The 12,830-nt window shown below is 69.0% G+C and carries 10 protein-coding genes, 1 pseudogene and 1 riboswitch; of the genes and pseudogenes, 2 read left to right on the forward strand and 9 right to left on the reverse strand.

All coding sequences use genetic code 11. From position 1 onward, the window contains the following. From AB0917_RS16065 to thrC, 9 genes and pseudogenes are all read right to left on the reverse strand, one after another. Positions 1-191 (reverse strand): annotated as a pseudogene (locus tag AB0917_RS16065) (hypothetical protein); the annotation flags it as partial. A gap of 50 nt (positions 192-241) precedes the next feature. Continuing rightward, a complete protein-coding gene (locus AB0917_RS16070; protein WP_018511015.1) occupies positions 242-364 on the reverse strand; it encodes a keywimysin-related RiPP in 123 nt (40 codons plus the stop codon). A gap of 740 nt (positions 365-1,104) precedes the next feature. Further along, entirely contained in the window at positions 1,105-2,826 is a 1,722-nt protein-coding gene (locus tag AB0917_RS16075; protein ID WP_366820152.1) for a stealth family protein, read from the reverse strand. Then, positions 2,823-4,466 carry a stealth family protein gene (locus AB0917_RS16080; RefSeq protein WP_366820153.1) on the reverse strand — a complete coding sequence of 548 codons (1,644 nt, stop codon included), beginning with the start codon at positions 4,464-4,466 and terminating at the stop codon, positions 2,823-2,825. Before AB0917_RS16080 ends, AB0917_RS16075 begins: the two co-directional genes overlap by 4 nt. A gap of 296 nt (positions 4,467-4,762) precedes the next feature. Next, positions 4,763-5,494 (reverse strand): hypothetical protein, encoded by a 732-nt coding sequence (locus AB0917_RS16085; RefSeq protein WP_366820154.1) that lies wholly within the window; start codon positions 5,492-5,494, stop codon positions 4,763-4,765. A 234-nt stretch (positions 5,495-5,728) separates the two neighbouring features. After that, positions 5,729-7,351 (reverse strand): chaperonin GroEL, encoded by a 1,623-nt coding sequence (groL, locus tag AB0917_RS16090; RefSeq protein WP_366820155.1) that lies wholly within the window; start codon positions 7,349-7,351, stop codon positions 5,729-5,731. A 432-nt stretch (positions 7,352-7,783) separates the two neighbouring features. Next, positions 7,784-7,990, reverse strand: a complete 207-nt coding sequence (locus AB0917_RS16095) for a cold-shock protein (protein WP_003967346.1) — start codon at positions 7,988-7,990, stop codon at positions 7,784-7,786. Positions 7,991-8,428: 438 nt separating this feature from the next. Further along, complete coding sequence (locus tag AB0917_RS16100; protein WP_366820156.1) at positions 8,429-8,707, reverse strand: MoaD/ThiS family protein; 279 nt, start codon at positions 8,705-8,707, stop codon at positions 8,429-8,431. 82 nt (positions 8,708-8,789) lie between these two features. Continuing rightward, complete coding sequence (gene thrC / locus AB0917_RS16105) at positions 8,790-10,094, reverse strand: threonine synthase (protein WP_366820157.1); 1,305 nt, start codon at positions 10,092-10,094, stop codon at positions 8,790-8,792. 18 nt (positions 10,095-10,112) lie between these two features. After that, a riboswitch (SAM riboswitch) is annotated at positions 10,113-10,240 on the reverse strand. 153 nt (positions 10,241-10,393) lie between these two features. Between thrC and AB0917_RS16110 the strand changes: the two genes are divergently transcribed. Then, complete coding sequence (locus AB0917_RS16110) at positions 10,394-11,344, forward strand: glucosyl-3-phosphoglycerate synthase (protein ID WP_366820158.1); 951 nt, start codon at positions 10,394-10,396, stop codon at positions 11,342-11,344. Between the two features lie 60 nt (positions 11,345-11,404). After that, the gene (locus AB0917_RS16115) at positions 11,405-12,796 is read left to right on the forward strand and encodes a trehalose-6-phosphate synthase (protein ID WP_366820159.1); all 1,392 of its coding nucleotides are present in this window, start codon (positions 11,405-11,407) and stop codon (positions 12,794-12,796) included. The last annotated feature ends 34 nt before the right edge of the window (positions 12,797-12,830 follow it).

Raw genomic sequence — 12,830 nt, forward strand, 5'->3', positions numbered from 1 at the left:
GCGACGGTCAGTACGTCGCCCACCCCTCGGGCCACCTCGGCCGCGTCCGGTGGGGTCGTGACCGGAGTGGTCGCGTCCGGAGTGGTCGCGTGCGGTGCGGTCGTCTCCGGTGCGGGAAGCTGCCCGGCCACCGCGTGGCCCGCCACGCTGTCCGGCAGGACGACGAAGTAGTCACGCAGCAGGCCGGGCATCTTCACCTTTCGGAAGTTCTCACACCGTGCACAAGGAGCGGGTCGGCAGATCAGATGATGCGCCGGACCCAGTACTCCTTGTACGAGCCGTAGAAGTAACCGGCGGTCTTCTTCGAAAAGTCGCCCTGCTTGAACAGCGACGGCTTCACGTAAGCCTTCTTCTGCTGCTTCATGACACCTTCCCTTCTGTGCGGTTGACGACCGTTATGCCCAATTATTGTGTGCATAACTGAAGTTATTCCTGCGACTGGTGTTCACCAGGTGAACACCAGGGCCATCATGTCCCGCTGCTGAACCGGTACGCATGATTCCGACTTATCGCGCGAAGTTGGCTGGATAGCGCGAGCGGGAAGGGCGGGGCGGGTCCGGTACCGGGCCGCCGACCGCACGACGGGGCACCGGCCGGTCGGCATGTGCAGTCGCACATCGACGAGCCGCCCATGGGCCCTGGACTGAACCAATGACCGTGCGAAGCCCTCGTACGGGGCAGTGAGCTGCCAAGAAGGTGAAGGGGCGTGGCGAGAACAGAAGAACCAGCCGCCCACGGCCGCCGGCAGCCCCGGCCCGCGGACGGCCGACGCGCCACGGGCATCGGTGAACGCGCGAGAAAGCGTTGCCGTACGGGAATGAGCGCAACAAGTGTCTATTCGGCCAAGCCGACCGCTCGCGACCTCGGCTCCTTGACGGGTCGGGGGCTCCCCGCGACGAGGAGAAGCACCCTCGCGGCGGGGCCCGCGCCCCTCGGCGACGCCGAACGCCGAACGCCGGGCATCAGGTGCCTGAGGGCCGGCGCCGGGCCTCAGGCACCAGACCTCAGGCCTCAGGCGTCCACGTCCGGCGTTCAGGCCTCAGGCGCGTGGCATCAGGCACCTGGCGCCACGCGTCCGGCCTCAGAAGGGACCAGCAACAGCCGTCACGATCGCTCGAAGCGGCTGGGGAAGGGGAACTTCCACTCCAGGAAGCCGTCGACGGCCCGCCGGATCGAGTCCCGGGCCTCGACATCCGTGTCCACGTCGTTGAGGCAGAAGAAGTCGACATCGTTGTGCTTACGCAGCCGCGCGAGCCTGTCGTGCAGGTCCGGCCTGCCGACGTCGACGTACCGGAAGGAGTAGTCGCCGGGAACGGCCCGTCCGGTGAGGATCGCCCAGTGGTGGTGGAAGGTGGCGGCCACCGCGACGTCCTCCGTCGAGCGGAACCGCGAGTGCGTCGTGCGCTCGAGCTCCGGGAAGCCCGCTTCCGCTATCTCCCGCATGACCGAGCGCAACTGGGGGTGCGGAGTGTGCAGGAACTTGTTCGTGATGAACCTGTCGTGCTGTTCCTGGATGACCCGGCGCACGTTCTTGCCCGCCGAGTTCGGGGCCGGCTCCCCACCGTGCGGCAGGCCGAGGCCCAGCTTGTACGGGGAGAAGGGGATACGGGCGATCCCGTTGCCGTGGAAGAAGTGCTCGGCGCGTACGGGGCGGCCGAAGAACACGTCGTCGTTGAGGTACAGGTAGTCCTCGGAGAGGCCGTCTATCCGGTACAGGCAGGTCTCGATGGCGTGCGAGTTGAACACCGGGAGCGCCGAGGCCGGGAGTATGTCCCGGTGGTCGACGACCGTGAGGCCGGGGGCGTTCACGTCGAGCCAGGGAGGCGTCTGGCCGTCCGTCACCAGGTACACGTGGCGGACGAAGCTGGCGTGCATCTCCAGCGACCGCAGGGAGTACCTCAGCTCGTCGCTGTCGGTGTAGCGGGACATCCCGACCTCGCGCCCGGCGATGGCGGAGGAGCCGTCCCGGTAGGCCTCCCGCTTGGCCGCCAGCTCCGGCTCGTCGCCGTCGACCCAGGTGTAGACCGCGTCGACGGCGAAGGAGACCTCGTCGACGGTCCGCTGCGCGAACGGCTGGAACGTCGGAACCTGAAGGCCGCCCACGGTGACCGTCGCCTGCTTCTGCGCCTCCGCCGGTACCACCTCGGATATCCGGTTGAGGCGGGGGGCGACCAGCGACTCCGGAAACGTGTCCGTGAGGTCGCTGCCCGGGACGCTGAACCAGAACTTCCCGTCGCCGCCGGGGGTGCCGCCGGCCTCCTCGCCCCGCTGCCAGAACTCGATGTCGCAGCCGTCCTCGAACCCGCCCAGCACCTGGCCCCGCGGGCCGAGGTGGACGATGCCCATGCGCACCACCGCGGCCTCGCGGACGGCCTGGGGCAGCCGGCCGTCCGAACAGTGCCCGGTGACCGACAGGCCGTCGTCGCGGTCCACGGCTCCCACGTAGACCGGCGTCCTGGACAGCTCCCGGGTCGCCGCCTCCAGGAAGGCCGCCCGGTGCTTCCTCTCCACACTGACCACGTGGCGCAGCCAGTTGTGGCCCGGCACCAGGAAGTAGGGGATGCCGGCCGTCTCCAGCACGTCCGAGACGAGCTTCAGCGACTGCGCCGCGGCCTCGGTGGAGACGTAGCTCTCCGCCGGCCTGCCGAGGACACGCCGTCGCTCCACGACGACGGGCACCACGTCGGGGAGGACCCGCCGCAGCACCGCCCGGCGCCGGGCGACCCGTATCCGCCAGATCGGCGCGACGGCCCCTCGCTCAGCCCTCCGGGCAGCCCGCTTGCCCAGGCGCCAGGCGCGGGAGGCCGTACGGCGGACGAGACTCATTCCGGTGTTCCATCAGATCGCCTTTCGAACGAACTGGGGAACGGGAAATACTCCTCCAGGAAACTGTGCATGCGCACGCTGACTTCTTCGCGCTGGTCCGGAGCGACATCGACGTCGTTCAGGCAGAAGAAGTTGAACCGACGCGTCGTGAGAAGGCCCTCCAGCCGCTTGTCGGCGTCCTCCCGGCTGATGTTCACGTAGCGGAAGCTGTACTTGCCGGGGATGCCCTTCCCGGTGATCAGCGCGTACTGGTAGAGGAGAGGCGCGGTGAGCGCGATGTCCTGGGGCGAGCGGAATCGCGACGCCGTCGTCCGGGAGATGTCCTCGGAGAACGTCTCCTCCAGTTCCAGCAGCGTCTTCCGCTGCTGAGGGAGGGGCGTGTGCATGAAGTTGTTCGTGGTGAGCGTTCCGTACTTCTCCATCAGCAGCCGGCGCACGTTCTTGCTGGCGGAGTTGGTCGCCGTCTCCTCGGCGTGCGGCTTGCCGACGCCGATCTTCAGCGGCGAGACCGGGACCCTCATGACACCACTGGGGTGGAAGAAGGCCTCGGGCGTGACGGGGCAGCCCACGAACACATCGTCGTTGAAGTAGAGATAGTGGTCGGAAATGCCCGGAATGTGGTGAAGCCGCGTCTCAATGGCATGCGAGTTGAAGACGGGGAGAACACCTTCGGGGAAGATGTCCCGGTGATCGACGACGGTGATGCCGTCCGCGTCCGGGTCGAGCCAGGCCGGCGTCTGCCCGTCGGTGACGATGTAGACGTGGCGCACGAAGGGCGCGTACATCTGGAGCGAGCGCAGCGAATACTTCAGCTCGTCGTGGCTGGTGTAACGGGAGGCGTTGACCTCCTTGTCCAGGATCTCGGCGGTACCCAGCCCCTTGTACTTCGCCCGCTTCTCGCGCATGGCCGGCTCTTCGCCGTCCACCCAGGTGTAGACGACGTCGACGGGGAACGTCACGTCGCCGACCGTCGGGCCGGCGAACGGGGCGAACGTCGGTACGTCCCGGTCGCCGATGCGTCGACTGGCGATCTCCTGCTCGGAGTTGGGAAGCACATCGGCGATGCGGTTGCGTCGGGGTGCGACCAGCGCCTGGCTGAAGACGTCCGCCGAGGCCTGCGGCTGCACCTTGGCCAGCTCCCGGTCCCCGTCCTCCCCGGCGAGGAGGTCGGCCCCGTTCTGCCAGAACTCGACGTCACACCCGATCTCGGGACCACCGAGCACCTGCCCCGAAGGCCCGAGGTGGATCTCGCCCACCCGCAGCACCGAGGCCGCCCGGAGGGCCGACGGCAGACTGCCGTCGATATACAGAGCGGGGCGCTTCAGAACGCGCCCCACCGTCGGCTGCCCGATGAAGACCGCCTTACCGGCGTATTCCTCCTCCATCGCATCGTGGAAACGCCCACGGTCCGCTTCGTTGACACCGATGGTGTGACGAATCTTGGAGATGCCGGGTACGAGGAAATAGGAGATGCCCGCACGCTCAAGGGCCCGGGTGGCTATCGCCAGATTCTCCGCGGCCGCGTCGGTCGCCGAGAATCCCGGCACCACACGCCCGTACAGTTCCTGGCCGTTCACGACGACCCTGCGCACATCGGGCTGGCCGCTGACGGCCCTGCGCCGGTTGCGCGCCGAACGCATCCGCCATGACTGTTCAGCGGCCTTCCGCTGGACTCGCGGGCCCATTCTGCGTGCGAATGAACGAACAGTCACATTCTTTCCTCTCTACCGTCGGGAAGCAAGGGGGGAACCGGTCGTGACCCGAGTGCGATCCCTCTGCCCGGTCAGGAGCGTCCACCGCTTCCCACCCGCCGCCCACTCGCCTGGCCGGCGCGCTTCAGCACGCCGAAGGATAGCTCGAAGCCGTCCTTTTACCGAACGGCAGTTTAACGACCAGCAGACAGTTTGAGCACCGTGCAAGTCCGGGCCCCGGAGGGTCACCGCCGGCCCTGTCTCCCCGCCGATCCGGGGCTGTACTGGTCAGTGGCCCGCAACGGGAGCGCCGTCGAGCGCGCCGTACCGCCCTGACCGCCGCCCGCGTTCGCCGGGGACGGTGACCTTTGTCGCATGACGAAACCGCCCCAGGCCGCCGTTCCGGTGCCCAGCAGTAGCGGGATCAAGCCATAGCCGACGACCGACGACGAGTGCGCGTACCACCGGCCGCCGTCGGACACCTGGGTCGCGGTGATCGTCGCGGGGTCGTTCCTGCCGTCGTGGTCCGCGAAGAGGATGCGCGTACGCCCGGTCCGGGCCGGTTCGGGCATGCCGTCCACATGGACGCGCAGCGCCCCCGCGGCGACCCGCTCGCGCTCCGCCTCGTTGGCGCGCTGCTGGGCGGGGCTCTCACCGAAGCAGTGCCAGACGGTCTGCCCCTTCTTCGTCCGCGTGTCGTGGCAGTCGATCCGGCCGAAGGTCTCCACCCGCATGCCGAGGAGGCCGGAGAGGCTCGTACCGACCGTCACGATGAACAGCCCCGCCGCGAACAGGGCCGCGCCCGCGAGGACGAGCCCGGCGCCCTTGATACGTCTGGTACACAGCGCTCCGTCCGACCGTCCGCTGCTTAGCCGCTTCCTGTCCGAGCGCCTCCTGGCCCACCGTCCCCTGTCCGACCGCTCCTTGTCCGACCGACCGCGTTCCGGACCGCTGTTCCCCGCCTGCGTAGCCGTCATGGCCGTACCGCCCCCGTTCACGTGCCGCCCGCGTCCCCCGCGCGCGTAACAACCGTTCCCGCATTGTCCCAGGAGCACCCGCCGCCGCCCTGGACACGCCACAGGGGCGGCACCTCCCGTGAAGGAGGTGCCGCCCCTGCGGGACGTACTGGTGCGTACCGCCCCGACCGGGACGTACGCGGAACTTCGATCAGCCGGAGGGCGCCCCGGGCGGACCCGGGGCTCCGTGGCGGATCAGAAGTCCATGTCACCGCCCGGCATGCCGCCCGGAGCGGCCGCGCCGGCCTTCTCGGGCTTGTCGGCGATGACGGCCTCGGTGGTGAGGAAGAGCGCGGCGATGGAGGCGGCGTTCTGCAGAGCGGAGCGCGTGACCTTCGCCGGGTCGATGATGCCCTCGGCGATCATGTCCACGTACTCGCCGGTCGCGGCGTTGAGGCCGTGACCGATCGGCAGGTTGCGGACCTTCTCGACGATGACGCCACCCTCGAGACCACCGTTGACGGCGATCTGCTTGAGCGGGGCCTCCAGCGCGAGCTTCACGGCGTTGGCGCCGGTCGCCTCGTCGCCCGTGAGGTCGAGCTTGTCGAAGACGGCCGAGGCCTGGAGCAGAGCCACGCCACCACCGGCGACGATGCCCTCCTCGACGGCGGCCTTGGCGTTGCGCACCGCGTCCTCGATGCGGTGCTTGCGCTCCTTGAGCTCCACCTCGGTGGCGGCGCCGGCCTTGATGACGGCCACACCGCCGGCCAGCTTCGCCAGGCGCTCCTGGAGCTTCTCGCGGTCGTAGTCCGAGTCGGAGTTCTCGATCTCGGCACGGATCTGCTTGACGCGACCCTGCACCTGCTCGCTGTCCCCGGCACCGTCGACGATCGTGGTCTCGTCCTTGGTGATGACGACCTTGCGGGCGCGGCCGAGCAGGTCCAGGCCGGCGTTCTCCAGCTTGAGACCGACCTCCTCGGAGATCACGGTGCCACCGGTGAGGATGGCGATGTCCGCGAGCATGGCCTTGCGGCGGTCACCGAAGCCCGGGGCCTTCACGGCGACGGACTTGAACGTGCCCTTGATCTTGTTGACGACCAGGGTGGAGAGCGCCTCGCCCTCGACGTCCTCGGCGATGATCAGCAGCGGCTTGCCCGACTGCATGACCTTCTCCAGCAGCGGGATCAGGTCCTTGACGCTGGCGATCTTCGAGTTGACGATCAGGATGTACGGGTCGTCGAGCGACGCCTCCATACGCTCCATGTCGGTGGCGAAGTAGGCCGAGATGTAGCCCTTGTCGAAGCGCATACCCTCGGTGAGCTCGAGCTCCAGACCGAAGGTCTGGGACTCCTCGACGGTGATGACGCCTTCCTTGCCGACCTTGTCCATCGCCTCGGCGATCTTGGCGCCGATCTCGGTGTCGGCGGCGGAGATGGAGGCGGTCGAAGCGATCTGCTCCTTGGTCTCCACGTCCTTGGCCTGCTCCAGCAGAGCGGCGGAGACGGCCTCGACGGCCTTCTCGATGCCCCGCTTGAGAGCCATCGGGTTGGCGCCTGCGGCGACGTTGCGCAGACCCTCGCGGACGAGAGCCTGAGCCAGAACGGTGGCGGTGGTCGTACCGTCGCCGGCGACGTCGTCCGTCTTCTTGGCGACCTCCTTGACCAGCTCCGCACCGATCTTCTCGTACGGGTCCTCGAGCTCGATCTCCTTGGCGATGGAAACACCATCGTTGGTGATCGTGGGCGCGCCCCACTTCTTCTCGAGGACGACGTTACGGCCCTTGGGGCCGAGGGTGACCTTGACGGCGTCGGCGAGCTGGTTCATCCCGCGCTCGAGACCGCGCCGTGCCTCCTCGTCGAACGCGATGATCTTGGCCATGTGAAGTGGTCCTCCCGGACAGGGGTGGATTCTCCGGACCGAGAGGCGCCCGCGACGGACGGCCTGCGTGCGTGGCGGTTCCTTGCCCCGCCGCGCCTGCGGGCCTCACCGGCCCGGTCCAAGTTTCTGTCACTCTCACCTGGAGAGTGCTAATGCCAATGATTAGCACTCGACCCCCGAGAGTGCAAGCGCCTTCGACCAAGGCACGCCATGCGAAACCGGAGCAGAACAGGGCGGAACCAGAGCGTCCGCAGGAGGGAGCCGGAACGGCGTCCGCAGGACTGAGCCAGGACCGCGCCCGCAGGACGGACCCAGCAGCACCGCGTCCGCAGGGCGGAGCCAGGACGCACGTAGGGCCCGATCCCCTGGTGGCGAACTCCGGGGTCGGGCCCTGCGTGCGTGAGTAGTGACGTCGGACGGCCTGCGCCGAGCTCAGCCGACGGCGAGCTTGACCATGTCGGCCTGGGGCCCCTTCTGGCCCTGCGAGATCTCGAATTCAACTCGCTGACCCTCTTCGAGGGTGCGGTACCCGTCCATCTGGATCGCGCTGTAGTGGACGAAAACATCCGCACCACCGTCGACCGCGATGAAGCCGTACCCCTTCTCCGCGTTGAACCACTTGACGGTGCCCTGAGCCATGCCTAACTCCCCTATAACTGGCCCTTGCACGGGACCGCACTTCGCGGCCCCGGGTCGTAACTCACCCTCCGTCAGGAGAGGTGCGCGGCGCCGCAGCGCGTCGACCGCGGCCGAATGTATCCGCCCAACTGCCCTCTGCAACAGGTCAATCGGACGAGAATTCCGGGCACAGGCGAACGCCCGAATATGCGGGATTGCTGAGATTACGGGCAAGTCGGGCCAGGCAAAGGCCACTTATGCCTCAAGGGGTTCACGCACTTTGGCTGCTTCTTATCGGAGCCGGGCGCATTCTCATATGCGGGCGGCATGCGCAGCGAAGGGGGCTTCCCCAACTGTACCGTGCTCAACCATGCAGAATTGCCCCCTCCGCTTTGTGTCGCGGAGGGGGCAACCGGGGTCAGGCGAAGGCGCGGTGGGGGCGCGGCGGCCCCAGGGGGTTCAGCAACCGCCGGCCACGGCCGGGATGATCGAGATGCCGGCGCCGTCCGGGGTGACCGTGTCCAGGCCGCTCTCGAAGCGCACGTCGTCGTCGTTGACGTACACGTTCACGAAGCGGCGCAGCTTGCCCTGGTCGTCCAGGACGCGTGCGGCGATGCCCGGGTGGTCCTTCTCCAGGGACGCGATGACCTCGGAGAGCTTCGCGCCCTCCGCCGTGACCTCGGCCTGGCCGCCCGTGTACGTGCGGAGGATGGTGGGGATGCGGACCTTGACGCTCATGGTGGGTGCCCTTCTTGCTTCGGACGCGGTCTCGGACGCGGACGGCGGTCTCGGACGCGGTCTCGGACTCGGACTCGGTGGGTCAGGCGGAGGCGAGGCCCGCGGCGCGGAACGCGTCCAGGCTCGGCTTGATGGTGGCCGTCGCCTGCGAGGTCGCGGAGACCGCGTCGAGCGTCTTGAGCCCGTCACCGGTGTTCAGGACGACGGTGGTGAGCGTCGGGTCGATGACGCCGGCCTCGACGAGCTTCTTCGTCACGCCGAGCGTCACGCCGCCCGCCGTCTCGCCGAAGATGCCCTCGGTACGCGCCAGCAGCTTGATCGCGTCTACGACCTGCTCGTCGTTCACGTCCTCCACCGCGCCGCCGGTGCGGCGGGCGATGTCCAGGACGTACGGGCCGTCCGCCGGGTTGCCGATGGCCAGCGACTTGGCGATGGTGTCCGGCTTCTGGGGCCGTACGACGTCGTGGCCGGCCTTGAAGGCGGCGGAGACCGGGGAGCAGCCCTCGGCCTGGGCGCCGAAGATCTTGTACGGCCTGTCCTCGACGAGGCCGAGCTTGATCAGCTCCTGGAACCCCTTGTCGATCTTCGTCAGCTGGGAGCCGGACGCGATCGGGATGACGATCTGGTCGGGGAGCCGCCAGCCGAGCTGCTCGCAGATCTCGTACGCCAGGGTCTTGGAGCCCTCGCCGTAGTACGGGCGCAGGTTGACGTTGACGAAGCCCCAGCCCTCGCCGAGCGGGTCGCCGATGAGCTCGGAGCAGAAGCGGTTGACGTCGTCGTAGTTGCCCTCGATGCCGACCAGCTCGCCCCCGTACACCGCGGCCATGACGACCTTGCCCTGCTCCAGGTCGTGCGGGATGAAGACGCACGAGCGCAGTCCGGCGCGGGCGGCGGCGGCGCCGACGGCACCGGCCAGGTTGCCCGTGGAGGAGCAGGAGAGGGTGGTGAACCCGAAGGCGCGGGCGGCCTCGACGGCGATGGCGACGACCCGGTCCTTGAAGGAGTGCGTCGGGTTGCCGGAGTCGTCCTTGACGTACAGACCGCCGGTGACGCCCAGCTCACGGGCGAGGTTGTCGGCCTTGACCAGCTTGGTGAAGCCGGGGTTGATGTTGGGCTTCTCCGCGACGTCGGCGGGGACCGGCAGCAGCGGGGCGTAGCGCCAGATGTTGTTCGGGCCGGCCTCGATGCGCTTCCTCAGCTCCTCGGGGGAGCCGGTGGGCAGGTCGTACGCCACTTCCAGCGGCCCGAAACAGGACGCACAGGCGAAGAGGGGGCCGAGCTCGAAACGCTCGCCGCACTCGCGGCAGGAGAGCGCCGCGGCGGGACCGAGGTCGACGGCCGGGGCGGAAGAAGAAGCGGTGTTACCTGCAACAGTCTGAACAGCCATGATGGCGGAGGCCCTTTCTCCTCATCTTCCTTGTGACGCGTTTCGCCACAAGACGGAATTGGCACCTTCCCCACCGTGACCTCGCGGTCGGTAGGAGGGTTGCCGGGACTTCAACGGGCCGTTCCCTCAGTCCCTCTGGATGAGCTCTGTGGCACTGGATCTTCGATCCAGGCGTTTGTGTGCGGACGGACCCCGACATGCGACGGTCATCCGCGTTGTTCAAGACTGTAACCGAAGGACTGGACTGTTGAGATAGTCGTCCGCACCGCGAGATGGATCACATACGAGGAGTCCCGACCGTGCTCGAAGAGGTGGAACGCTGGCTGACCAGGCGTTCCTGGTCGTCCGCCGACCGCCCGCTGGACCGGCTCACCGACGCCCGGAACGCCGACCCGCACCGCACCTCGGTGAGTGTGGTGCTGCCCGCGCTGAACGAGGAGGCCACGGTCGGCGCGATCGTGGCGACGATCCGGCGGGAGCTGATGGAGAAGGTCCGGCTGGTCGACGAACTGGTCGTGATCGACTCCGGTTCCACCGACGCCACCGCCGCCGTCGCCCGTGCGGCGGGAGCCCGGGTGGTCCACCGGGACGCGATCCTGCCCCGCGTCCCGGCCCTGCCCGGCAAGGGCGAGGTGCTCTGGCGGTCGCTCCTGGTGACCAGCGGTGAGATCGTCTGCTTCGTCGACGCCGACCTCAAGGACTTCTCCGCCGACTTCGTCTCGGGGACGGTCGGGCCGCTGATCACCGACCCCACCGTCCAGTTCGTCAAGGCGATGTACGACCGTCCGCTGGGTGACACCGCAGGTCAGGGTGGTCGCGTCACCGAGCTGGTGGCACGCCCCCTGCTCAATCTGCACTGGCCGCAGCTGGCCGGCTTCGTGCAGCCGCTGGGCGGCGAGTACGCGGTGCGGCGGTCCCTGCTGGAGCGGCTGCCCTTCCCGGTCGGTTACGGAGTGGAGTTGGGGCTCCTGGTGGACGCGCTGCACACCGTGGGGCTGGACGCGCTGGGCCAGGTCGACGTCGGGGTGCGGCGCCACCGCCACCAGGACGGGCAGGCGCTGGGCCGGATGGCGGCGGCGATCTACCGCACGGCGCAGCTGCGGCTCTCCCGGGGCCATCTGGTGCGGCCCGCGCTGACGCAGTTCGAGCGGGGCGATGAGGGGTTCGTGGCGCGCACCCACGCGGTGGACACGGAGGAGCGGCCGCCGATGCGGGAGATCGAGGAGTACGCGGAGCGCCACGCGGCGTGAGGGGGCCTCCCGGGCGGCCCGCGCGTTTGGGGGCTTCCCGAACGGGCTAGGTTCCGCTACATGGTCTCCGAGCACGCAACCCCCTCGACTGCCCAGGTCCTCGTCGCCTCCAACCGCGGCCCGATCACGTACACGCTCGGCGAGGACGGCACGCTCGACGCCAAGCGCGGCGGCGGCGGGCTCGTCTCCGGGCTCAGCGCCGTCGACGACAAGCTGTGGGTCTGCGCGGCCCTCGGCGACGGCGACCGCGAGGCGGTGCGGCGCGGGGTCGGTGAGCCGGGCGTACGGATGCTCGACATCGACGCCCAGGTCCACGCCGACGCGTACAACGGCATCGCCAACTCCGTGCTCTGGTTCGTCCACCACCTGCTCTACCAGACCCCCGTCGAGCCGGTCTTCGACGCGGAGTTCCGGCGCCAGTGGGCCTCGTACGAGACGTACAACCGGGCCTTCGCCCAGGCGCTCGCCGAGGAGGCGGGCCAGGGGGCGGCGGTCCTGGTGCAGGACTACCACCTGGCCCTGGTCCCCGGCATGCTGCGCGAGCTGCGCCCGGATCTGCGGATCGGCCACTTCTCGCACACCCCGTGGGCCCCGGTGGACTACTTCCGGCTGCTCCCCGACGACATCGGCGAGCAGCTGCTGCACGGCATCCTCGGCGCGGACCGGGCCGCGTTCCTGACCCGGCGGTGGGCGGACGCGTTCATCGGCTGCTGTACGGAGATCCTCGGCGGGACGGGCCGCACCAGGATCGGGGTGCACGGGCTCGGGGCCGACGCGGACTTCCTGCGGCAGCGGTCGCACGAGGCGGACGTGGACGAGCGCATGGAGGCGCTGCGGGAGCAGGTGGGCGAGGGCCGGAAGACCATCGTCCGGGTGGACCGCACCGAGCTGTCCAAGAACATCGTGCGCGGCCTGCACGCCTACCGGGCCCTGCTGGAGACCCACCCCGAGTGGCGCGAACGCGTGGTCCACGTGGCCTTCGCCTACCCCTCCCGCCAGGACCTCTCGGTCTACCGGGACTACACGGCGGCGGTGCAGAGCCTGGCCACCGAGATCAACGGGGCTTACGGCACGGACGGTTGGACACCCGTGGTCCTCCACGTGAAGGACGACTTCGCCCGCTCGCTCGCCGCGTACCGGCTGGCGGACGTGGCGCTGGTCAACCCGATCCGCGACGGCATGAACCTGGTCGCCAAGGAGGTCCCCGTCGTCTCCGACCACGGCTGCGCCCTGGTGCTGTCGCGGGAGGCGGGGGCGTACGAGGAGCTGGGCGAGGACGCGATCGTGGTGAACCCGTACGACGTGGTGGGCACGGCCGAGGCGCTGCACGAGGCCCTGTCGATGAGCGCCGAGGAGCGGACCGGCCGTACGAAGCGACTGGCCGAGGCGGCCACGGCGCTGCCGCCGCAGCAGTGGTTCCTGGACCAGCTGGAGGCGCTGCGGCAGGAGTGAGGGGCCGGGGGGCGGCCGGGCGCCCCCCGGGGCC

The sequence above is a fragment of the Streptomyces sp. NPDC007346 genome, from assembly GCF_040703535.1.
Lineage (GTDB): Bacteria > Actinomycetota > Actinomycetes > Streptomycetales > Streptomycetaceae > Streptomyces.